The organism is Stenotrophomonas sp. BR163 (genome assembly GCF_047520985.2).
Lineage (GTDB): Bacteria > Pseudomonadota > Gammaproteobacteria > Xanthomonadales > Xanthomonadaceae > Stenotrophomonas > Stenotrophomonas sepilia.
Genome location: NZ_JAXBRE020000011.1, coordinates 104,665 through 125,536 on the forward strand (window position 1 = coordinate 104,665; position 20,872 = coordinate 125,536).

The window sequence follows — 20,872 nt, forward strand, 5'->3', positions numbered from 1 at the left end:
GGCGGCCGTGTTCGCGGGGGTGCCGCGCGCCCCCAACGCCGGCCGCGGCTCCAACACCAGCGGCTCGTCCAACATCATCAGCAACGGCTCGAAGATCATCGTGCCGGAGGGCTACGGCCTGCTGCTGTTCCAGGACGGCGCGATCACCGCGTTCGTCGCCGAACCGGGCGGCTACGAGTGGCGTTCGGACGATCTGAACTCGCAGTCGATCTTCGCCGGCGACGGCCTGGTCAGCACCTTCATCAAGCAGAGCTGGGAACGCTTCAAGTTCGGCGGCCAGCCCGGTTCGCAGCAGGCGGCCTATTTCGTCTCGCTGAAGGAGCTGCCGGACAACCGCTTCGGTACCCAGTCGGAAATCTACTGGGACGACGGCTTCCTCAATACCCAGGTGGGCGCGGTCACGCGCGGCTCGTACACGCTGAAGATCGTCGACCCGATCCTGTTCGTGAAGAACTTCGTGCCGGCCAGCTACCTGCAGCCGGGCCAGGTGTTCGACTTCACCGACCTGGACAACGCCGCCGCCAGCCAGCTGTTCAATGAAGTGGTCGGTTCGCTGGCGCCAGCTTTCAGCCTGTACACGAACGATCCGGGCAAGGGCAACCGCATCACCAGGCTGCAGCAGGACTCGCTGGGCTTTGCACAGAGCCTGTCGGCCGCCGTCGAGCAGGGCTACCAGTGGAAGTCGGATCGCGGCCTGGCCATCGTCAAGACCGCCATTGTCTCGATCGAGTACGACGCCAACACCCGCGAACTGCTGAAGACCGTGCAGCGCGCCGATGCGCTGTCCGGCTCGCGCGGCAATTCCAACCTGCAGGCGAGCGTCGCCCAGGGCATCCAGTCGGCCGGCGAGAACGGCGGTGCGGCCGGCCTGGTCGGTGTCGGCATGGCCTCGGGCATGTTCGGTGTCGGCGGCATGCAGCAGCCGGTCACGCCGGCTGCCGACGATCCGGTGGCCAAGCTGAAGAAGGCCAAGGAAATGCTGGACCTGGGCCTGATCACCCAGGGCGACTATGACGCCCTGAAAGCCAAGGCGCTGGGCCTGTAACAGCAGGACGCACAACCCACATGTCCGATCCCAGAAACGGCCCACCGCCGCTGCCCGGATCCGTGCCCGCGACGCCGCCGCCCTTGCCGGCGGCGTCGTTGGATGGGCCCGGTTCGCCGCAGGACGTCCCTCCCCTGCCCGGCAGCTTCCCGCTGGACACCTCGAAACTGCCACAGGCCATCCGCGATGAAGTGGAAGCCCCCGATCCTGTGGCCATCGATACCTCGGCCAGCGAGCTGAAGGACGGCCTCAACCGCTGCCCGAAGTGCGGCGCCACCGACATCCGGCCCAAGGCCGGCACCGACATTCTCGTCTGCCTGTACTGCCGTCACGAATGGCATGGCGTGCGGGTCGAGGAGGAATTCGGGCTGGGCGAGGCCATCGACCAGCTGCGCGGCACGGTCATCGCTTCCGGCGCGCGTGACATCGACGCCGACACCTCGGCACTGATGACGTTCAAATGCACCGGGTGCGGCGCTGAAGTCACGGTCAATACCGAGAGTACGATGACGGCGCGCTGCCACTGGTGCCGCCACGTCTTCGGCGTCAACGAACAGATCAGCAATGGTGCGGTGCCCGACGCGGTGCTGCCCTTCCACATCAAGAAGGACGATGCGGTCGCGCGCATCCGCCAGTTCGTCGACAAGCGCCGCATGTTCGCGCTGAAGGCGTTCAAGGAGCAGTTCACCCCGGAAAACGTGGTGGGTGTGTTCCTGCCCTACATGATCGTGGACAGCAACGTCAGCGCGGCCGTGGCCGGCAAGGGCGAGATCCAGACCCGGCAATACACGGTCGGCACCGAGAAGAACAAGCGCACCCTGTACGACGCCGATGTCTACCAGGTCGAACGCCAGGTGGATTTCACGGTTGATGACCTGCCCCTTGAATCCTCGGCCGAGCGCGGGAATCTCGATACCCGCGCCAACACCAACAACATCATCAACACCATCCTGCCGTTCGATACCAAGAACGCGGTGAAATGGAACGCCTCATACCTGGCTGGCTTCACCTCCGAGAAGCGCAACCTCGACGTGGAGAAGCTGCGGCCGCGGCTGGAAGACCAGCTGCTGTCGATCGCCCGCGCGCAGGTGGAAGGTTCCGTGAGGCGCTACAACCGTGGCGTGCGTTGGGAACAGGAGCAGCTGGAGGTGCATGGAACGCGCTGGGTGTCGATGTACCTGCCGGTGTGGTTGTACTCGTATCACCAGCCCGGAAAGAACGGCGGCATGTTGCACTACATCGCAGTGAACGGCCGTACCGGCGAAACCATGGGCAGTGTGCCCGTGCAGCAATGGAAGATGCTGCTGGCGGCCCTGGCCACCGGCACCGTCATTGAAGCCCTCGCAATTGCCTTCCTGGTGGCATCGACATGAGCGACGACAGTGGCCTCTGGCTGTTGGCGGCAGGTCCGGCCGGCGCAACCGCGCTGTACTGGGCGCTGTACCGCTATTACCGCAACACCGACAAATCGCACTCCTTCGAACACGAGACCGAGATCGAGGCCAAACCGGTCACCGGCTCGGACCAGCAGGTCGGCCGGGTCACCGGCACCGAGGAAAAGCGCATCCGCGGTGACAATGTGTATGAGTACCGGAAACGGGTGGCAAGGGTGAAGCCGGACCCGTAGCGCCAGGCCATGCCTGGCTGCGGGTCATGCCGGCCGATGGCCGGCATCCCTTCGGTATCTGGGCGTCAAAGGGGAGCCGGCCAGCGGCCGGCACGACTCTTCAGCGGACAGCACCTGTTCTTGGCTGGCTTGCCTCAGGGCGCGCCCTCACACCGTCTCCCACCCCACCGGTTCGATACTCGCGCGATCCACCCTTCCGAGGATCCTGCGATGGCTGCCCTGCTTGCCCGTAGCTGCCTGTCGGCGCTGTACTTCCTGGCCCTGCCCGCCCTCGCCCAGGACGCCTCGTCCGGCTTCGGCGAACAGACCACCCGCACCGACCAGACCACCCAATCGAGCAGCACAGAGACCCGGACCAGTGGCTCGGTGACCACCCAGACCACCACCAGTGGCAGCTCGCAGTCCGAGTCACGCAGCGAAAGCAAAGAGATCGACGTGGGCTTCGGTTTCCACGACGACAACGACGACTGGAGCCATGACCGCCACCGTGGCGGCCGCGATGTGCGCGACAACGATCTGTTCGGCAGCTGGACACTGGGCCAGGAGAACGGCAACACCTGCACCATTGAGCTGAAGAACAGTGAGTGGTTCGGTGGCTACAGCGCCTACGTGCCTGCTGGCTGCCCGGACGGCTTCTTCTCGGCCAACCGCTGGGTGCTGTCGGGCAACCAGCTGCTGCTGACAGACACCAGCAACACCGTATTCGGGCGCTTCCGCGCGTCGGGCGGCGGACGCTGGACGGGGTACCGTGAATCGGATGGTGCGCGCTTGTATCTCAATCCCAAGGGGAGCTGATCGCACCGTGCACGCAGCAGGCACGCGCTGATCGGGAATATCAGGCATCCGCCCCACCCCGCAGCTGACATGTCCGCTCCCTCCGGCTCCCGTCTCGTCATCTATGCCGCACTCGCCGGCAACCTCGCCATTGCCATTGCAAAGTTCGTCGCAGCCGGCATCTCCGGCAGCTCGGCCATGCTCAGCGAAGGCGTGCATTCGCTGGTCGACACATTGAATGAACTTCTGCTGCTGTACGGGCTGCGCCGTGCCAGCAAGGCGCCGGATTCCCTGCATCCGTTCGGCTATGGCCGCGAGCTGTACTTCTGGAGCTTCATCGTCGCCCTGCTGGTGTTCGCGGCCGGTGCCGGCGTTTCGGCCTACGAGGGCATCCAGCACATCCGCAGGCCGGAGCCGGCCACCAACCATGCGTTGAGCTACAGCGTGCTGGGCATCTCCATCCTGTTCGAGGGTGGCTCCTGGTGGGTGGCGCTGCGCGAGTTCCGGCGTACCAAAGGCAAACTTGGCTACTTCGAAGCCTTCCGCCGCAGCAAGGATCCTTCCACCTTCACCGTACTGCTGGAAGACAGCGCTGCGTTGCTCGGGCTGGGCTTCGCACTGATCGGCCTGGTGGCCGCGCAGGTGCTGGACATGCCGGTGCTTGATGGCGTTGCGTCGCTGTGCATCGCCGGCGTGCTGGCCGCCACCGCCTTCCTCCTGGCCCGTGAGACCAAGGGCCTGCTGGTCGGAGAACCTGCCCATCCCGCAGTGGCCGAGCGGATCATGGCGGTGGCCGAAACCGATCCGGATCTGCGCCGCGCCAACGGGGTGACCACCATGCAGATGGGGCCGGAACAGGTGGTGGCCATGCTCAGCGCCGAGTTCGAGGATGACCGGCGGACCCCGCAGATCGAAGCCTGCATCACCCGCATCGAGACGGCGGTGAAGCGCGAGTATCCGGAGCTGGTGGCACTGTTCATCAAGCCGCAGACGCCGGAGGTGTATGCCGCCCGGCGCGCTGCATTGGCCGCACCGCCTGCGCCGCAATGACCCGGCGTCTGCGCCCGTTTCACCTGATCGATGCCACAGTGCCACAGTCTTTCTCCCGAGCCTGCCACCACCGTGCCGGACTGGTTGCCCGCCTCCCTGCAGATCCTGCCGCGCCGCTTCTACCGGCGTCCATCGACCGACGTTGCGCCGGAGCTGCTCAACAAGCTGCTGGTGCGAGACGATGGTCGCGCTGGCCGCATCGTCGAGGTTGAAGCCTATGCCGGCAGCGACGATCCCGCCGCGCACTCCTATCGCGGGCCAACGCCGCGCACGGCCAGCATGTTCGGTGAGGCCGGCCACCTCTATGTCTACTTCACGTACGGCATGCACTGGGGCAGCAACGTGGTCTGCGGAGAGGTCGGTGAAGGCGTGGCGGTGCTGCTGCGGGCCGTCGAGCCGCTGGCGGGCCTGGAGCGCATGCACGAGCTGCGCCCCGCCGCGCGCCGGGACCACGATCTGGCCAGCGGCCCCGGCAAGCTCTCGCAGGCATTCGGGTTGGACCGCAGCTTCGACGGCGCCGATCTGGTGACAGGCAGCCATGGCATCGTGATCGCCAGCGATGGCACCCCGCCTCCGTCCGACCCGGAAGTTGGTCCACGGATCGGCATCACGCGCGCCGTCGATTTCCCCTGGCGATGGCACGTCCGTGACCACCGTCACGTATCGGTGCGGCGACGCCACATCTCCGCCCCCGCAAGGAGACGTTGATGACACCTCTCGACAAGCCGTTGCGACGCGAACTGGAGATCGATGGCAAGCCCTACACCCTGACTGTGGACCCTGAAGGCCTGAAGCTGGCGGAGAAGGGGCGACGCAAGGGCATTGCGTTGCGCTGGCAGGATCTGGTGTCCGGGGACGCGGCGCTGGCAACCGCATTGCAGGCGTCGCTGCGCGAGCACTGAACCGGCGCACCCAGCTCACGTCGGCATCACCCAGCAATGGCGATACATAACGCCGCACCTACTACCTTAGTCCCAGACAGCCGCCGCAACCGCCCTCGCCACCCAGCCCTGAAAAGCGCCATGGACGAAGCCGAACGACTGCTCGAAATCGAACGACTGCACCTGTTGGATACGCCGCCGGAGCCGGTGTTCGATGCCATCGTCGCCGCCGCCCGCGCCGCAACCGGCATGACCATGGGCCTGATCAGCGTGGTGGCCGAAGACCGCCAGTGGTTCAAGGCCAACATCGGCCTTGAGGGCGTCCGCGAAACGGCCCGCGAAATTTCCTTCTGCACCCATGCCATACGCCAGGACGAGCTGTTCGAGATACCCGATGCGCGTCAGGACCCACGTTTCTCCACCAACCCCCTGGTGACGGGTGGGCCGCGCATCCGTCACTACGCTGGCATCCCTCTGGGCTCCGCGCACGGCGCACGCATCGGTACATTGTGCCTGCTCGATCCGATGCCCGGCGTGCTGTCTCCGTCCCAGCGCGAGCTGATGGTGCACCTTGCCCGCGTAACCACCCAGGTGCTGGAGCAGCGCAGCACGCTGATGGCGCAGGTGGGTCAGGCCAAAGCGCTGCATCGTGAGCTGAAACGCAGCGAAGACTTCCTGGAGCGCACCAACCGCGCCGCGCGGGTGGGCGGCTGGGAGATGGATCTGGTGACCAACGAAGTGCGCTGGACGCGCGAAACCAAGCAGTTGCACGGCGTGCGCAGCAATTTTGAACCGACGCTCGACACCGCGCTGTCGTTCTATCGCGAAGACAGTCGCAACATCATCCGGGCAGCAGTGCAGCGTTGCATCGACGAAGGCACGTCCTGGGAGGTGCAGCTGCCAATGACCACCGCCGACGGGCGCGCGATCTGGACCCGGGTGGTCGGCAGCCGGCAACAGGTCGACGGGCATCCGCGCCTGGTCGGGGCGATCCAGGACATCACGGACGAACGAGCCGCGCTGGACGCGCTGGAAGCGAGCGAAACCCGCTACCGGCGACTGTTCCACTACAGTCTGGGCCTGATCTGCACCCACACGCTGGACGGCACATTGACCTCGGTGAATCCCGCGGCGGTGCAGTCGCTGGGCTTCGAGGAAAGCCAGATGATCGGGCGCAGCCTGTGTGACCTGATGCCGCCGGAAAAACGCGAGGGCTTCAAGGCCTACCTCGCTCGGATCCGGGCAAATCACACCGACGCTGGCGTGATCGAGCTGATTGCCGCCGACGGTATGCGCCACTACTGGGCGTACCACAACGTGCTCGACAGCGAGGCCAGCCCACCCTACGTGCTGGGACATGCACAGGACGTCACCGCGCTGCGGATGCAGGAGCAGCAGCTGCGCGAAATGTCCTTCAAGGATCCGCTCACCCAGTGCTACAACCGGCGCTACCTGCACCGGCTGGATGAACTGATTGACGAGCGCTGGGCCTGCGTGATGTTCGACCTGGACCACTTCAAGCACATCAACGACACCCAAGGCCACCGGCGTGGCGACGCCGTGCTGGTCGAGTTCGCCACCTTCCTGCGCTCGCCGCTGGGCAAGGAGGAGACGGTGGTGCGTCTGGGCGGCGACGAATTCATGGTGGTACTGGTCGCGCCTGCGGACGGCCGGTTGAGCGAACTGGAGCATTGGTACCAGGACCACGCCTCGCTCTCGCCCAGCGCGTTCTCGATGGGTGCGGCCATCAACACGCCCGGCGAGCCGGTGGCCGACACCATCCAGAAAGCGGACAGCCGTCTGTATCGCACCCGCGCACGGGTACGCCGCGAGCGACGCGAGGACCCAGCCGCCCGTTGATCACGCGCTTACCGTCACCCAGGTCGGCGCGTGGTCGCTGGCCTTTTCCTGTAGGCGTACCCAGCGGTCGACGCCAGCGTCCTTCAGTCGCGACGCCAGTACGGGGTTCAACAGCAGATGATCGATGCGCAACCCACGGTCGCGCTCGGCATGCTGGCGGAAATAATCCCAGAAGGTGTAGATCGTGGCGTCGCCGTGCACCTTCCGCACCGCATCGGTCCAGCCCTGCGCCAGCAGTCGTTCGAAGGCCTCGCGCACCTCCGGCTGGAACAGCGCATCGCGGCGCCAGGCCTTGGGGTCGTAGACGTCGGCTTCGGTGGGAATCACGTTGAAATCACCCAGCAGCAGCGCCGGATGCGGCAGCTCGACCAAGCTGCGCGCATGCCGGATCAGGCGCTCCATCCAGCGCAGCTTGTAGTCGAACCTGGGCCCGGGCTGCGGGTTGCCGTTGGGCAGGTAGAGGGCACCCACGATGACCCCGTGCGCCGCCGCCTCCAGGTAGCGGCTCTGGGTGTCCTTGGGCTCGCCCGGCAATCGGCGGCGGCTCTCGACAGGCGTGGTCCCTCGTGCCAGCAGCGCCACGCCGTTCCACCGCGCCTCGCCCTGCCAGAGCGCGCCGTAGCCCGCCTCTTCCAATACTGAAGCCGGAAACGCGGCGTCGGTCGCCTTCAGTTCCTGCAGGGCAACCACATCCGGCGATTCCCTGTGCAGCCAGTCCAACAGCTGCGGCAAGCGTGTGCCGATGCCGTTGACGTTGAACGTGGCAATGCGAAGCGTCTTGCGTCGGGCCATGCAGGAAGTCTCCTCGGCGCCGGGAATGAGCGTTCACTGTGCGCGCCCGCGCATGCAGAGTCCGTGGATGCCATGTCACGACAGGGTGCCATCCGTTTCACGAACCGCTGCCACGGGCGACAGCAGGCTGGTCACCCGTGACCAGTGACGGAGAAGCCCCATGGCGGTGCGCCCGCTGCGCGCGATCTACCAGGTCGACCCCTACCTGTTCCGCGACAGCAATGGGCGCGGCTGGGGCACCCTGGATGGCATCACCGAAAAGCTGGACTACCTGCAGTGGCTCGGCATCAGCCATGTGTGGCTGCTGCCGTTCTACTGCAACGCCGGCCGTGACGGTGGCTACGATGTCACCGATCACTACCGCATCGATCCACGCCTGGGCGACCAGACCGCGTTCCAGCGCCTGGTCGATGCTGCCGACGCACGCGGTATGGGCATCATCGTCGAGCTGGTGATGCAGCACACTGCCAGCGCCCACCCATGGTTCGTCGCCGCGCAGCGCGGCGACCCGGCCTGGCGCCGCTGGTACCTGTGGAGCGACCACGTGCCCGACGACGGCCTGCAGCCGATGTTCCCGCCGATCGAGGCGTCTGCCTGGACATGGGACGCCGAGGCCGGCGCGTTCAACCGGCACATGTTCTACCGGCACGAGCCAGACCTGGAGCTGGCCCATGCGCCAGTACGCGACGAACTGCTGCGGGTGATGACGTTCTGGATGCAGCGCGGCGTGGCCGGCTTCCGCGTGGATGCGGTCCCGTACATGGTCGAGCGCGCCCGCCACGCGGACCCGCGCGACGACGGGCTGTGGCTGCTGGAGGAAGTGCGCGCCACGGCAGACGCACAGCAGCCAGGGCTGCCGTTGATCGGCGAAGCGGATGTCCGCGCGTCCCGCTACGGTGACTTCCTGTGCCAGGGGCGGCGGCTTTCGCACCTGCTCGACTTCCATCTGAACAATCATTTCTTCCTGGCCCTGGCGCGCGGCGACGCCAGCGAAGTGGCCCGGGTCATGGCCGAATACGGATCGCAGGCGCCGCCGCACACCCGCATCGCCTGGCTGCGCAACAATGATGAGCTTGACCTGGAGCAGCTGCGGCCTGACGAACGCGAAGCGGTGATGGAGTGCTTCGCGCCCGAACCTGGCATGCGCATCTATCGCCGCGGCATCCGCCGCCGGCTGGCGCCCATGCTGGACGGCGACACCGCGTGGCAGGCCATGGCCTGGGCCGCACTGCTGTCGCTGGGTCAGGTGCCGGTGATCCGGTATGGCGAGGAAATCGGCCTCGGCGACTGCCTGGAACTGCCCGAGCGCAACGCCGTGCGGATGCCGATGCACTGGCACGATCGCCCAGGGGCGGGGTTTACCGATCAGCCACGGCATGCGTGGCGCGCGCCTCCGGCAGACGGCGCTTACGGTTACCGGACGGTGAATGTCGAGGCGCAACGCGCGACGCCCGGCTCGCTGCTGCGGCGTGTGCGCGAGCTGCTGCAGCAACGCAATGCCCATCCCGTGCTGCAGCAGGGGCCACACACGCTCGATCCACCCTCACCCGCGCTGCTGATGCTCCGCTACGGCGATTCACCCCGCCAGGCGCTTGCACTGATCAACTTCGGCGACAACCCGGTTGAGGTAGAGGTGCCACTGCACGGCCCGCTGCGTATGCTGGTGGGCCACGGCACCACCATGCAGGATAACCGCTGTTGCCTGCAGGGCCACGGCTACGCGTGGCTAGCCGCCGAGGGCGCCTGAGTGCGCAGGGCGGGCAGCACGTGTTCGGCAAAATCATCGATGAAGCGGTCCTGCTCGCGGTTCACGTTGTGCAGGTAGATGCGATCGAAGCCCAGTGACTGCAGTTCCTGCAGCCAGGCCCGGTGCTGGCCAAGATCCGCCGAGACATGCACGTGCTGGCGCAGCACCTCGGCACTGACCGACCGGGCCTGTGCCTCGAACTGCTCGGGCTGGTCCAGGCCTTCGGCCAGTTCCGGTGGCAGCACATTGGCGCTCCACTGCTCCATCGCACCGTCCAACGCCGCCTGTTCGGCGCGCGCGTAGGAGAGCTTGGCCTGCAGGTACATCGGCTTGCCCCTGCCACCGCCGTCCTCGAACGCCGCCACCACACGCCGCAACTGCGCAAGTGGCTGGCTGATGGTGATCAGGCCATCGGCCCAGCCCCCCATCCAGCGTGCGGTTTCCTCGGTGACGGCTGCACCCAGCAGCGGCAGGGGAAGGGCCGGTCGGCTGTACAGTCGCGCCTGGCGCACCTGGAAGCCGCCGCTGTGGTCGACGCGCTCGCCGCCCCACAGCCGCCGCATCACCTCGGCCGCAGCGCGCAGTGCCTTCTGCCGCTCGCGCTTGGCTGGCCACGGCTGGCCGGTGATGCACTCGTTCAGGGCCTCGCCGGTACCCAGCGCCAGCCAGATCCGGCCCGGCGCCAGCTGCTCCAGCGTCGCCGCTGCCTGTGCCACCAAGGCCGGGTGCTGGCGCAGCATCGGGCAGGTCACCATGCCCAGGGTCAACGCGCTCTGCACCGCCAGCGCGCCGGCCCACACCCAGCTGTGGCCCGACTGCCCTTGTGCGGTCGTCCACGGGTGGAAATGGTCCGAGCACATCAGGGCCTCGAATCCCGCCTGTTCGGCGCGCAGCGCCAGGCCCAGCAAGGTGGCGGGCGGGAACTGCTCATGCGATGCGTGGTAGCCGATGGTCATCACCGATTCCGTGCGGGGACTGGACACGATGGCAACACCCCTCCAGCTAAAACGGCGTCATGGAAACGAACACTTCCTGCATCGGGCATCGACGCTGGGCTATCGCCGAAGGCTACATTCCAGCCTGGACCAACGGCCCGACACCGGAGATGCAGAGTCACGAAACCTGCTGTGTGCTCAATGCCGGCAGCGAGGACGCGCATGTCACCCTGACCCTCTACTTCGAGGACCGCGATCCGGTGGGTCCCTACCGGATCACGGTGCCGGCGCAGCGCACCTGCCATCTGCGCTTCAACGATCTGCAGGATCCGGCACCTGTGCCGCGCGGCACGGGCTTCCCACCCTCGTCGAATCCGACCAGCCGATCATCGTGCAGCACACGCGGCTGGATTCACGGCAACCGGCCAACAGCATCATGACCACCATCGCGCATCCAGTGTGAAGCCGCGCGCGCGGGCGTCCACGCTGCAACGACACCGCGCCCTCCAGCCGTTTACCCGCCTGGAGGGAGACTGGCACCGGTTTCCTTTCGGAGAGTGACGATGGCCCTGCCAGACTACCCACGCCCGCCCTTCCCGGCCCAGCAGCAATCCTTCCCCGGCAAGACTGCGCAGATGCAGCCCCGGCCGGACCACGGCGAGGACAGTTATCGCGGGCATGGCCTGCTGCAGGGCAAGAAGGCACTGATCACCGGCGGTGACAGCGGTATCGGCGCGGCGGTGGCGATCGCTTTCGCGCGCGAAGGCGCCGACGTTGCCATCGCATACCTCGATGGCGAGCAGGACGACGCCCGCCATGTGCAGCAGCAGATCGAACAGGCCGGGCGCAAAGCCGTGCTGGTACCCTGCGACATCAGTGACCCGGCACAGGCGCGATCGCTCGTGGACCGCGTGGCCAGCGAACTGGACGGCCTCGACATCCTGGTGAACAACGCGGCCTACCAGCGCTACTACGAGCGCTTCGACGACATCACCCTGGATGACTGGAAGCGGACGTTCGATACCAACGTCCATGCCGTGTTCAATCTGACCCGGCTGTGCGTACCGCACCTGCGCGGTGGTGGTGCGATCATCAACACCGCATCGGTCAATTCCAAGCGACCGACCCCGAACATCCTTCCGTACTCCGCGACCAAGGGCGCCGTCGCCAACCTGACGCTGGGGCTGGCGGGCCTGCTGGCCGAACATCAGATCCGCGTCAATGCCGTGCTGCCCGGCCCGATCTGGACGCCGTTCATTCCCGCAGGCATGGCCGCCCAAGAGGTCGAACAGTTCGGCGCACAGACGCCGTTCGGCCGCCCCGGACAGCCGGCCGAGCTGGCCTCGGCCTATGTGATGCTGGCTTCGGACAGCGCCAGCTACACCTCCGGGGCGCTGCTGACCATCTCCGGCGGCGCGGCAACACTGTGACCCCTCATGGCCGGACTGCCCGCCTGGATCGAGGACTGGCTGACCGTGGTTGTACCGGTGGCCGAGGTGCTGGCCATCCTCGGCGTCGCATGGATGATGGTGCGTGCGCTGGCGTGGCTGCTGGTGCAGGCCCGGCAGCGCGGCAGGCTGGCGCCAGAGCTTCATGTGGGCCTGCGCCGCGGCGGTGCCTTGCTACTGTATCTGGCGGCCGCGCTGTTGATACTGGAGCGACTGGGCGTGTCGCGCTCGGTGCTGTGGACCGCGCTGACCGGGTTCATGGCGGTCGGTGCGGTGGCGTTCTTCGCCGCATGGAGCGTGTTGTCCAACCTGTTCTGTTCGTTCCTGATCGTCGCCACGCGCCCGTTCCGCATCAATGACACCATCGAAGTGCTGGAAAGCGTGGACAAGCCGGGCTTGTGCGGTCAGGTGGTTGACATCAACCTGATCTACACCACGCTGAGTGATCGTGGCGAAGGCGCGCGCGGTTGCCTGCTGCGCGTGCCCAACTCCTTGTTCTTCCAGCGCATCACCCGGCACTGGGGTGATGGCGGCTATTCCCAGCTGCCAGGAAGCGTGCCAATCAAAGGCAAGGTGCGCTGAGTAGCTGTAGAGCCGAGCCCATGCTCGGCTACTCGTACGCAGCGCAAGGTGCACTGCGGCCTGAACGGTGAGCAGCCGAGCGCGGGCTCGGCTCTACAGGTGCATAGCGGGCGGCCCTATTCCGCCGTCAGTGCCTGGATAGGGTCCAGCTGTGCAGCACTGTGTGCAGGGAAGCAGCCGAAGCCCAGCTCGATCACAGACGAACACACCAACGCGACACCAGATAGATACCCATGCGCCGCTTGACGCTACAGGAACTCCGCCATGCGCTGCAGTTCGTCTTCAAGCGCGCCACCAAACACCTTGTCGCGGGCCAGCGACTTGCCGGCATAGCCCACACTCGATACCAACTCACCGTCGCGCACGCTGAGATTGGCCCAGCCCACCACCTGGTCATGCCACAACACCGGCAGCGCGTAGTAGCCATACTGGCGCTTCGGTGCAGGCGTGTAGGCCTCGAACTTGTACACCCATCCCCACAGCAGCTCGAAGCGGCGGCGGTCCCACACCACCGGGTCGAACGGCGCCAGCAGGCGCACCTGTTCGTCCGGTGCATGGCGGCGCGAGCGCGGGTTCTCGTCCGCCGGCCAGTACCAGGTGGTGCCCTCCAGCGTGCAGCTGGCCAGTTGTTGCTTGGCCAACGCCAGCGCCTGCCGGGTCTGCTCGGTCAGATGCGGAGCGCCATAGCCCAGCAGGCGCACCAGATAGGTCAGGCTGGCCGACGGCAGCGGCGCGTACTTGCGCACCACCAGGTCGATCAGGGCGGCGGCCCGTTCAACCTGCGCCTGCTCGCTGGCGTCCGGCTCGGCGTGCTCGGCCACTGCATAGATGCGGGTGCCACTGTCGCGCCGCTGCACCCGCAGCAGGCCACGGTAGTGCATGCCGTCAAGCAGATGCGTGCTTGCGTTGCTGGTGCCGCCCCAGTAATTGGTCACCCGCCCATGCGCGAACGCCTGGTCCACCTCGCGCGGGTGCACGCTGCCGCGCTCGCGCACGAACGCCAGCACGTCGGCGGCGCGGCGATGGGTCTCGGCGTCCCATTCGCGCTTGGACACGCGCGGGTGCATCAGCGCCAGATGCTCGCGCGGCAGGAAGCCGTAGTTCACCAGGCAGTCCTCTTCCACCGGCAGGCGCGCATAGCGGCGCTCAAGATCACCTGCGCGGTAGTCCTTCACCCGGTGCCGCAGGGTCAGGTCCTGCGCGCGTGCCGGTGCCCGGATCGGGTCGGCCTGCACGAAGCCCAGCTTCCGGATCGCGGTCAGCAGCGTGGTCGGCTTGAACAGGGTGCGCGCCACCGCATAGCGGCGCAGGTCTTCAAGGGTGGGCGTGGCAGGCATGGCCGCATTGTAGATCCACGCCATGCGTGGATGGCATCACGGTGATCGGTCCGCGTCCTCCGCATCCAACAACTGCAACGACCCGATCACCAGTGCCCGCATGCCCTGCTTGAACTCGGTGATCACCTGGCCCTCTTCGTCATCCGCAATCGCGTAGATGGTGTCGGCGCCGGCGATGCAGTAGAACGCGATTGTGGCCAGCAGCCAGCGTGCCTTGTCCATCGGCAGGCCGAACACTTCGGCCACGTGCGCCTGGTGCGAGGCAATCTTTTCCAGCATCGGCGCGGTCGCCACCGTGCGCCGCAGCAGGTAGGGCGGCAACCCGGGATGCGCCTTCACCACCTCGCACAACGATTCCACGAACACCATCAGATAGCCCTGCAGGCCGCCCGCCGCATCGGCCGACGCGCGCGGGATCTGCCAGCGCCGGAACACTGCCTCCGCCACCAGCCGCTTCAACGCCTCCAAATTGGCCACGCGCTTGTACAGCGCGGCCTGGGTCACCGCCAGTTCGGCGGCCACGTTGGCCATGCTCAGGTTGGGCAGACCCAGGCGGATGCCGATGTCGGCCAGGCGCTCGGGGGTGATGGTCGGTGGACGGCCGCGAGGCGGCACCTTGGTTTCGCGTTGCGTGTTCATACCCTGCCGAGGGTGCCAGCAAAGGGACCCTCTTGTCCGCTTTGGTCTCTTTAGTTTAATTTACTCAACTAATTCGGAATGCGTCTGGTTCGCAACCATCGCGCAGCCCGAACCGAGCCCCAGGCTCACTTCCCGCCAGGTCCCCACCCAGCCGACAACCCTGCGCTGCGCGCTCTTCCCGTGCTTGCCGATGGCAGCGCGCCAGGCGCGCTCGCGCCCAAGATTCACAGGACCCTGGCATGACCACGTACCCCTCTTCTTCCCCGCAGAACCGCGCTGCCGCCGCGTCATGCGGCCAAGCGCATCTGCACGGCCCGTGCCGGCGCTACCGGGCCTCGGCCCTGGCGCTTGGCCTGCTGGCATCGTGTGCCGCGCTGGCCGAAACCGCCCCATCCACCCTGCCCTCGGTGCAGGTACAGGAACAGCGCCGCGTGACCGGCGACTATGCCGGCGGCCAGGTGGCCGCCGGCGGCCGTATCGGCCTGCTCGGCGACAAGGACTTCATGGACACGCCGTTCAGCACGATCAGCTACACCGAATCTTTCATCCGCGACCGCCAGGCCAAGGACCTGACCGACGTCATCGCCGCCACCGACCCCACCGTCTTCAGCAACGGCGTCACCGGCTCCTGGAGCGAGAACTACGCGATCCGCGGCTTCGCCTCCAACACCAGCGACACCACCTTCAATGGCCTCAGCGGCATGGCGCCCTACTACCGCACCTCGCCGGAAATGTTCGAGCGCATCGAGGTGCTGAAGGGACCGTCTGCGCTGCTCAACGGCATGCCGCCGGGCGGCTCGGTCGGTGGCAGCGTCAACCTGGTGCCCAAGCGCGCAAGCGAGCAACCGCTGCTGCGGGTCAGTGCCAATTTTGCCTCCGATGCGCAGTTCGGTACCCATGTGGATGCCGGCCGCCGCCTGGGTGCCAGCAAGCAGTTCGGCATCCGCTTCAACGGCGCGTACCGTGATGGTGATGGCGCGGTCGGCAAGCAGCGCAAGAAGGTGCAGCTCGGTTCATTGGCGCTGGACTGGCGCGGCGAACGCGCGCGCCTTTCGGCCGATCTGTACAGCGCCGACGACCGCGTGGACGGTCCGGCGCGTGGCGTGGGCCTGGCACCGGGCGTGGCCATTCCGCGCCCGCCACGCGGCGATACGCTGATCAACCCGGACTGGGCCTACGTGGACAGCCGGGACAAGGGCGCGATGCTGCGGGGCGAACTGGATATCAGCGATACCCTGATGGCCTACCTGGCCTACGGCACCACCAAGACCGACTACCGCTACAACGGCTCGATCAGCGCGCAGATCCTCAATCCGGCCGGCGACTTCACCACGGTGATCGGCCAGCTCGCCTTCGATATCAGGAAGCAGTCCGGAGATGCCGGCCTGCGCGGTTCGTTCCACACCGGCGGCGTCGGCCACCAGTGGGCTGCCAACGTGACCCACTACCAGCACACCCAGAACGACTACGGCCGCCGCAGCGTGCCGGGCTGGGACTGGACCACCAACCTCTACAACCCGGTGTGGGGCCCGGCCGCGCCGTTCGTAGCGCCGCACATCTCGCATACCGAACTGCGGCTGGACAGCATCGGCTTCGCCGACACCTTGTCCTTTGCCGATGAACGTGTGCAGCTGACGCTGGGTGTGCGCCGCCAGCAGGTGGTCAGCGAGACCTTCAACGTGGCCACGGGTGCACGCACCTCACGCTACGACGAGAGCGCCACCACCCCGGCAGCGGCGCTGCTGGTGAAGGCGACCAACAAGGTCTCCCTCTATACCAACTACATCGAAGGCCTCAGCCAGGGCGCCACCGCGCCGATGACCGCCGCCAATGCCGGTGATGTGTTCGCGCCGTTCCGCACCAAGCAGAAGGAGCTGGGCCTGAAGCTGGATCTGGGCCGCTTCGCGCACACCTTCAGCGTGTACGAGATCAAGCGACCGAGCAGCTACACCGACCCGGTCACGAATATCTTCTCGTTTGGCGGCGAACAGCGGAATCGTGGCGTGGAATGGGGCTTCTTCGGCGCGCCACTGGACGGCGTGCGCCTGCTCGGTGGCGTGGCCTATGTACAGCCGAAACTGACCCGTACGGCGGGCGGCGTGAATGAAGGCCGCATGGCCACAGCGATTGCGCAGCGGCAGGCCAAGCTGGGCGTGGAATGGGATGTGCCCGCGCTGGAAGGCCTGACTCTGACAGGTAATGCCACGGCGATGTCGAAGCAGTACATCAGTGCCGACAACCGCCTGTCAGTGCCGGGGCGGACGTTGTTCGACGTCGGCGCGCGCTACAGCACCACGCTAGCCGGGCGGCCCCTTGCGCTGCGGGCCACGGTGAACAACGTGACCAACAAGGCGTACTGGGGCATGCCGTTGCTGTCCAGTCTGGCGCTGGGAGCGCCGAGAACGGTGTTGTTGTCGGTGACGATGGATTTCTGAGCGGGCATGGACCCCTTGTAGAGCCGAGCCCATGCTCGGCTCCGTTTCGTCCGGTGAGCCGAGCGCAGGCTCGGCTCTACAGAGCGCGGGGCCATCCGCCAACGGCATCCAGGCAGGATGCGAATATTCTGTAGAGCCGAGCCCACGCTCGGCTGCGTTTTGCCCGATGAGCCGAGCGCAGGCTCGGCTCTACACCAACAGCATCCACGCTCGTCGTAGGTCTACTCGGGGTGCAGACGAAAAATGGCGTGGTTGGTCAGCGCCAGCGCGGCCAGCTTCAGCCCTTCCATCACGCGGTCGCCCACGTAGTGTTCCGGGCCACCGTTCTGGCGGGCGCGCTCGGCGGCCAGCAGGATCTCGTTGACGATGCGCAGGCCGGCCAACGCACCATCGGCATCGGCCAATGCCAGGCATCGGCCCGGCAGTTGATGGCGCTCGGGCCAGGGCTGGCCGTCGGCAGCCACGCCGCGGCCGATCTGGTGCAGCAGCGCGATCAGGTTGCAGGGGTCGGGCGTCGCGCTCGCTTCTTCGCCCTCATCGGCGTTGGCCGGGGCGTACTGGGCGCGCAAAGGGGGAATGTCCGAAGGGTTCATGGCAGGTCTCCGTACAAGCTACGGCGCCACCGCCCTTAACAAAGGCGGCGGGACGGTACGTGTGTGGAAACCGGTGGTCGATTAATCGGCCGGTGGGCGCACTTGCGTACACCCCACGTACCGCCCGCCATGGAACGCGAGCGGATTGCCAGCCGGCGCCGCACGAGGCGACGCCGACTGGCAAGCGCAGACATCAAACATCAATCGACCAAACGGGTTTCCACACCCGGCCACCCTTTTCCGGTGGCAACCCATCATGCGCACAACCGGCTTGCCATCAGCAAGCGCTGCGGTGCACAGACGGAGACATTCATACAGCGGGTGGCATTGTCGCACACCCACAGACGCCCGTGTTTCAGGGCCCACGCGCGCCACGGGCACGCTTCCCACCTGGGCCCGGCACATCCCCAACCGCCAGCGCCCCGAACCCGCATCACCGCCACGGCCACGCCGATGCCGACATGTCCACGCCCTCAATGCCGTCAGAGCGGCCGCGTCACCGCATGCAGCACGCCATCATCGTCCACCCACTCATAGCGCACCGCCGTCAGCGGACCGCTAAACTCTTCGGGCAGCGCCAAGATCCGGCTCTCACCGGGGGCCAGGTAGAACGCATCCACCGCCCACTCGCCGGAGGCGGAGACCAATGTCATGCCCGCCAGGTTGAAGTAGTGCCGTGCGGCATTGCGCAGCGCCAACCCGCCCGCGCCAGCGGCCATGCTGACCTGGCCGTCAGGATTCACCGGCGCCCCGAGCCCCTGCGGGCGGTACAGCAGCTTCATGCGGAAGCGGATGGCCACCTGCACTACGTTGTCACCTTCCTTGGCCTCGCGCGCGGGCACATCCACCACGTTCAGCCAGTACAGGTGCTCGTGGTCACCCGTCGGCAGCTGCGGTGCGATGCCCCTTATCCGCAGTGCGTGGGATGCACCGGGGTCCAATCGCAGCATCGGGCGGTCAAGCACGAACGGCGCTTCGGAGGCTTCCGGGGTCTGCTGAAGGTTGCCGTCGGCCACCCACGCCTGCACCAGCGATGCGCGTTCGCCGTCATTCTTCAATCGCAGCGCCGCCTCACGCTGGCCTGCTGCATAGATCACCCGCGTGCCTTCCACGGTCACGTCGGCCTGCGCGCCAGGCGCCAGGAGCAGCAGAGACAATGCAACGCTCCAGAAACCAGCACGCAACCGTGTCTTTGCTTGGACGTGATAGGGCATGAGGCCTCAGGGGAAGGTCAGACTGAAGGTCAGGCCCGCGTTGGCGGGCCCGGGCGTGATGGCCGGAAGTGTCTGCCGATAGCGCACGCCAAAGGTCTTGCGCAGGATCTCGGCATTGGCCGAACCCCTGCCAAACTCATCGGACCCATAGAAGCGCATCGGTGAACCATCGCCGTTGAGGAACTGATAGCCCACGCCGACCACGCCGCCACTGGCCTCGGCGATGCCCTGTGCGGCATCCAGCACCGCCGTGGTGGGAACCACCTGATAGTCCACCCGCCCGACACCGGCCTCACAGTCAAGCACCAGCTCATAGCTGCGTTCGCCGGCGGTGGACCCCACGCCGGTGAACGCGGCCACCGGCACGAACCCCATGTTGACCTCCTTCGTGCGCATGCGGCAGCTCGGGCGGTCCTTGACCTTCAGGGTCGTTGCACCTACCCACAGCTGCTGCCGCAATGGACCGGCGGCGCCTTCATACAGGCGTGACTCGATCACCATTTCCCGGGTGGTGGCAGCGCTGCCGTAGGCGATGTTGCCGGTACGGATGTACTTCACCTTCAGCCGCGCCCCCACCGGCCCGGTGCCGCTGTCGCCTGCATGCAGCACCACCTCGTCGTAGCCCAGTGCTGATGGGCGTCCGCGGGTGCTGCGTTCGAATTCCGCCAGGAACGCCATCCCGACCCCCGCAACGCCGGTCTCATACACCACGTACTCTGCGCCGCTTTCGCGATAGCGTTCGCTGATGAACCCGCCGTGCGTCTCCATCCGGTAGTCGATGGGGGCGTTCGAGTCGCAGCGGAACTCGCCGGTGGACGCGCCACCATTGACCGGCAGCCACGGTGTCAGGCCCGCGCCTACGGGAACGTCGCGGGCGGTGAACTCCACCAGTGCGGGTGGTTGGAAGTCCGTATGGCCACCACCGCCGCTGCAGGAGGCCGCCATGGCGATGCCAGGCGCGAGCACGCAGGTGCACAGCAAAAGCCCAAGACGCGCAACTGGCCGCCGCGCAGGACCCACGTTCAGAACCTCGCCAGCGGATGGGTCCATAGCCGGAACGTGCCGCCTCAAGCCGTGATGCCGAACGGTATACCCTCCCGCAGGCCAGCTGCGCAAGTCTGGCGCAGCCCGGCACGCCAATGGTCTCAGTTGACGCCCGCCCGTGGGTCTACTGCCGGCCCGTGGTCCAGTTTGCGGACGATCTGCAGCAGGCGACCGTCATCATCGATCCAGTTCAAGCGTGCGCTCAGTCCTCCATCCGGGGCATCGCCGGGTATCGGAATCGCGACGTTGCCGAACGGTGCCACATGCGGGTTGCCCAAGCGGGTATCACCCGACGCGTGCACCAACGTTACGTCGCCCAGGTTCAGGTAATACGGCGTCGGATTGGTCACGACCAGGGATCGCGCCGCGCCCTCGCTCCGCAACTGCAGCTCGACCGCCTCTGCCCGCTTCACGCTTGGCGCTGGAAGGCCTTCAGGCCGGTACAGCAGCTTGTAGATGCTGCGCACCGGCAATTCCAGCCGATCGCCCTGCGGGTCTTGCGAACGCGATAAAATGGTGTGCACGTTCAACCAGTACAGGTGCTCTCGCGCATCGGTGGGCGCGCGCGTTGCCAGCGTTCTGATGCGCAGCGGCTTGTCCTTGCCGGGGTCAAGCCGCATCAACGGTGGCGCCATTGCAAACGGTGCCGCTGACTGCTCCGGCGGCTGATTCGGGTCACCTTCGGCAATCCAGGCCTGTACCAGCACCGGCACCTCCCCCATGTTGCGAAGCGGTACGGTTACCGCGCCCTGTTCGGCCCGGATGACGACCCTGGTGCTGGGCAGTGCAACCTGCGCTGCGGCGTCACCCACGCTGATCAGCAGCAGGCAGGCCACGAGCACCCGTGCCACCGTCATGCCGCAGGCTGC

At 66.7% G+C, this 20,872-nt stretch carries 21 protein-coding genes and 1 pseudogene; 14 read left to right on the forward strand and 8 right to left on the reverse strand.

Translation table 11 applies throughout. From position 1 onward, the window contains the following. From ACM0PY_RS11450 to ACM0PY_RS11485, 8 genes are all read left to right on the forward strand, one after another. The coding region (locus tag ACM0PY_RS11450; protein ID WP_495493258.1) for an SPFH domain-containing protein at nucleotides 1-1,045 on the forward strand (1,045 nt) is incomplete at its 5' end. Between the two features lie 20 nt (nucleotides 1,046-1,065). Continuing rightward, nucleotides 1,066-2,418 carry a TFIIB-type zinc ribbon-containing protein gene (locus ACM0PY_RS11455; protein ID WP_180884328.1) on the forward strand — a complete coding sequence of 451 codons (1,353 nt, stop codon included), beginning with the start codon at nucleotides 1,066-1,068 and terminating at the stop codon, nucleotides 2,416-2,418. Then, nucleotides 2,415-2,672: a hypothetical protein gene (locus tag ACM0PY_RS11460; protein ID WP_134970808.1), complete on the forward strand. Its 258-nt coding sequence runs from the start codon at nucleotides 2,415-2,417 to the stop codon at nucleotides 2,670-2,672. Before ACM0PY_RS11455 ends, ACM0PY_RS11460 begins: the two co-directional genes overlap by 4 nt. Before the next feature lie 210 nt (nucleotides 2,673-2,882). Next, complete coding sequence (locus ACM0PY_RS11465) at nucleotides 2,883-3,467, forward strand: AprI/Inh family metalloprotease inhibitor (RefSeq protein WP_180884327.1); 585 nt, start codon at nucleotides 2,883-2,885, stop codon at nucleotides 3,465-3,467. A gap of 69 nt (nucleotides 3,468-3,536) precedes the next feature. Further along, nucleotides 3,537-4,496 carry a cation diffusion facilitator family transporter gene (locus ACM0PY_RS11470; RefSeq protein ID WP_134970812.1) on the forward strand — a complete coding sequence of 320 codons (960 nt, stop codon included), beginning with the start codon at nucleotides 3,537-3,539 and terminating at the stop codon, nucleotides 4,494-4,496. Between the two features lie 72 nt (nucleotides 4,497-4,568). Continuing rightward, nucleotides 4,569-5,204, forward strand: a complete 636-nt coding sequence (locus ACM0PY_RS11475; RefSeq protein WP_134970814.1) for a DNA-3-methyladenine glycosylase — start codon at nucleotides 4,569-4,571, stop codon at nucleotides 5,202-5,204. After that, on the forward strand, nucleotides 5,204-5,398 hold the full coding sequence (locus ACM0PY_RS11480; protein WP_134970816.1) for a hypothetical protein: 195 nt from the start codon (nucleotides 5,204-5,206) through the stop codon (nucleotides 5,396-5,398). The genes ACM0PY_RS11475 and ACM0PY_RS11480 overlap by 1 nt, the downstream gene beginning before the upstream one ends. Before the next feature lie 120 nt (nucleotides 5,399-5,518). After that, nucleotides 5,519-7,237: a sensor domain-containing diguanylate cyclase gene (locus tag ACM0PY_RS11485; protein ID WP_180884325.1), complete on the forward strand. Its 1,719-nt coding sequence runs from the start codon at nucleotides 5,519-5,521 to the stop codon at nucleotides 7,235-7,237. Here ACM0PY_RS11485 and xth read toward each other — a convergent pair whose 3' ends face one another. Continuing rightward, entirely contained in the window at nucleotides 7,238-8,029 is a 792-nt protein-coding gene (gene xth, locus ACM0PY_RS11490; protein WP_180884324.1) for an exodeoxyribonuclease III, read from the reverse strand. Between the two features lie 160 nt (nucleotides 8,030-8,189). On the opposite strand from xth, the gene ACM0PY_RS11495 reads away from it, so the two are divergent. Then, on the forward strand, nucleotides 8,190-9,776 hold the full coding sequence (locus ACM0PY_RS11495; RefSeq protein WP_180884322.1) for an alpha-amylase family glycosyl hydrolase: 1,587 nt from the start codon (nucleotides 8,190-8,192) through the stop codon (nucleotides 9,774-9,776). Here ACM0PY_RS11495 and ACM0PY_RS11500 read toward each other — a convergent pair. Continuing rightward, nucleotides 9,746-10,759: a TIGR03885 family FMN-dependent LLM class oxidoreductase gene (locus ACM0PY_RS11500; RefSeq protein ID WP_235646771.1), complete on the reverse strand. Its 1,014-nt coding sequence runs from the start codon at nucleotides 10,757-10,759 to the stop codon at nucleotides 9,746-9,748. The genes ACM0PY_RS11495 and ACM0PY_RS11500 overlap by 31 nt on opposite strands. Nucleotides 10,760-10,791: 32 nt before the next feature. Between ACM0PY_RS11500 and ACM0PY_RS11505 the strand changes: the two are divergent. From ACM0PY_RS11505 to ACM0PY_RS11520, 4 genes and pseudogenes are all read left to right on the forward strand, one after another. Continuing rightward, nucleotides 10,792-11,010, forward strand: a pseudogene (locus tag ACM0PY_RS11505) (sensory rhodopsin transducer); the annotation flags it as partial. 92 nt (nucleotides 11,011-11,102) lie between these two features. Then, nucleotides 11,103-11,174, forward strand: a complete 72-nt coding sequence (locus ACM0PY_RS11510) for a hypothetical protein (RefSeq protein ID WP_321573366.1) — start codon at nucleotides 11,103-11,105, stop codon at nucleotides 11,172-11,174. Nucleotides 11,175-11,274: 100 nt separating this feature from the next. Further along, nucleotides 11,275-12,141 carry a glucose 1-dehydrogenase gene (locus tag ACM0PY_RS11515; protein ID WP_180884320.1) on the forward strand — a complete coding sequence of 289 codons (867 nt, stop codon included), beginning with the start codon at nucleotides 11,275-11,277 and terminating at the stop codon, nucleotides 12,139-12,141. 6 nt (nucleotides 12,142-12,147) lie between these two features. After that, nucleotides 12,148-12,741, forward strand: a complete 594-nt coding sequence (locus tag ACM0PY_RS11520; protein WP_180884319.1) for a mechanosensitive ion channel domain-containing protein — start codon at nucleotides 12,148-12,150, stop codon at nucleotides 12,739-12,741. Between the two features lie 248 nt (nucleotides 12,742-12,989). Here the strand turns inward: ACM0PY_RS11520 and ACM0PY_RS11525 are convergent, their stop codons facing one another. Both ACM0PY_RS11525 and ACM0PY_RS11530 read right to left on the reverse strand, forming a co-directional pair. After that, nucleotides 12,990-14,078, reverse strand: coding sequence for a DNA glycosylase AlkZ-like family protein (locus ACM0PY_RS11525; RefSeq protein WP_134972686.1), 1,089 nt, complete (start codon nucleotides 14,076-14,078; stop codon nucleotides 12,990-12,992). A 36-nt stretch (nucleotides 14,079-14,114) separates the two neighbouring features. Further along, on the reverse strand, nucleotides 14,115-14,717 hold the full coding sequence (locus ACM0PY_RS11530; protein WP_134972681.1) for a TetR/AcrR family transcriptional regulator: 603 nt from the start codon (nucleotides 14,715-14,717) through the stop codon (nucleotides 14,115-14,117). A 239-nt stretch (nucleotides 14,718-14,956) separates the two neighbouring features. Between ACM0PY_RS11530 and ACM0PY_RS11535 the strand changes: the two genes are divergently transcribed. Continuing rightward, entirely contained in the window at nucleotides 14,957-17,152 is a 2,196-nt protein-coding gene (locus ACM0PY_RS11535) for a TonB-dependent receptor (RefSeq protein ID WP_180884318.1), read from the forward strand. Nucleotides 17,153-17,373: 221 nt separating this feature from the next. On the opposite strand, the gene ACM0PY_RS11540 is transcribed toward ACM0PY_RS11535, so the two are convergent. The 4 genes from ACM0PY_RS11540 to ACM0PY_RS11555 all read right to left on the reverse strand — a co-directional run bounded on the left by ACM0PY_RS11540 (nucleotide 17,374) and on the right by ACM0PY_RS11555 (nucleotide 20,839). Beyond that, entirely contained in the window at nucleotides 17,374-17,745 is a 372-nt protein-coding gene (locus ACM0PY_RS11540) for a hypothetical protein (RefSeq protein ID WP_134972203.1), read from the reverse strand. 482 nt (nucleotides 17,746-18,227) lie between these two features. Beyond that, complete coding sequence (locus ACM0PY_RS11545) at nucleotides 18,228-18,902, reverse strand: fimbrial biogenesis chaperone (protein ID WP_235646772.1); 675 nt, start codon at nucleotides 18,900-18,902, stop codon at nucleotides 18,228-18,230. A gap of 63 nt (nucleotides 18,903-18,965) precedes the next feature. Continuing rightward, complete coding sequence (locus tag ACM0PY_RS11550; RefSeq protein ID WP_134972201.1) at nucleotides 18,966-19,904, reverse strand: fimbrial protein; 939 nt, start codon at nucleotides 19,902-19,904, stop codon at nucleotides 18,966-18,968. Nucleotides 19,905-20,104: 200 nt separating this feature from the next. Then, nucleotides 20,105-20,839, reverse strand: coding sequence for a fimbrial biogenesis chaperone (locus tag ACM0PY_RS11555; RefSeq protein ID WP_235646773.1), 735 nt, complete (start codon nucleotides 20,837-20,839; stop codon nucleotides 20,105-20,107). Nucleotides 20,840-20,872 lie beyond the last annotated feature (33 nt).

Bases quoted from the DNA above. Each gene is read 5' to 3' on its own strand.
- ACM0PY_RS11455 (WP_180884328.1), top strand. From the start codon at position 1,066: ATGTCCGATCCCAGAAACGGCCCACCGCCGCTGCCCGGATCCGTGCCC.
- ACM0PY_RS11460 (WP_134970808.1), top strand. From the start codon at position 2,415: ATGAGCGACGACAGTGGCCTCTGGCTGTTGGCGGCAGGTCCGGCCGGC.
- ACM0PY_RS11465 (WP_180884327.1), top strand. From the start codon at position 2,883: ATGGCTGCCCTGCTTGCCCGTAGCTGCCTGTCGGCGCTGTACTTCCTG.
- ACM0PY_RS11470 (WP_134970812.1), top strand. From the start codon at position 3,537: ATGTCCGCTCCCTCCGGCTCCCGTCTCGTCATCTATGCCGCACTCGCC.
- ACM0PY_RS11480 (WP_134970816.1), top strand. From the start codon at position 5,204: ATGACACCTCTCGACAAGCCGTTGCGACGCGAACTGGAGATCGATGGC.
- ACM0PY_RS11485 (WP_180884325.1), top strand. From the start codon at position 5,519: ATGGACGAAGCCGAACGACTGCTCGAAATCGAACGACTGCACCTGTTG.
- xth (WP_180884324.1), bottom strand. From the start codon at position 8,029: ATGGCCCGACGCAAGACGCTTCGCATTGCCACGTTCAACGTCAACGGC.
- ACM0PY_RS11495 (WP_180884322.1), top strand. From the start codon at position 8,190: ATGGCGGTGCGCCCGCTGCGCGCGATCTACCAGGTCGACCCCTACCTG.
- ACM0PY_RS11515 (WP_180884320.1), top strand. From the start codon at position 11,275: ATGGCCCTGCCAGACTACCCACGCCCGCCCTTCCCGGCCCAGCAGCAA.
- ACM0PY_RS11520 (WP_180884319.1), top strand. From the start codon at position 12,148: ATGGCCGGACTGCCCGCCTGGATCGAGGACTGGCTGACCGTGGTTGTA.
- ACM0PY_RS11525 (WP_134972686.1), bottom strand. From the start codon at position 14,078: ATGCCTGCCACGCCCACCCTTGAAGACCTGCGCCGCTATGCGGTGGCG.
- ACM0PY_RS11530 (WP_134972681.1), bottom strand. From the start codon at position 14,717: ATGAACACGCAACGCGAAACCAAGGTGCCGCCTCGCGGCCGTCCACCG.
- ACM0PY_RS11535 (WP_180884318.1), top strand. From the start codon at position 14,957: ATGACCACGTACCCCTCTTCTTCCCCGCAGAACCGCGCTGCCGCCGCG.
- ACM0PY_RS11540 (WP_134972203.1), bottom strand. From the start codon at position 17,745: ATGAACCCTTCGGACATTCCCCCTTTGCGCGCCCAGTACGCCCCGGCC.
- ACM0PY_RS11550 (WP_134972201.1), bottom strand. From the start codon at position 19,904: ATGGCGGCCTCCTGCAGCGGCGGTGGTGGCCATACGGACTTCCAACCA.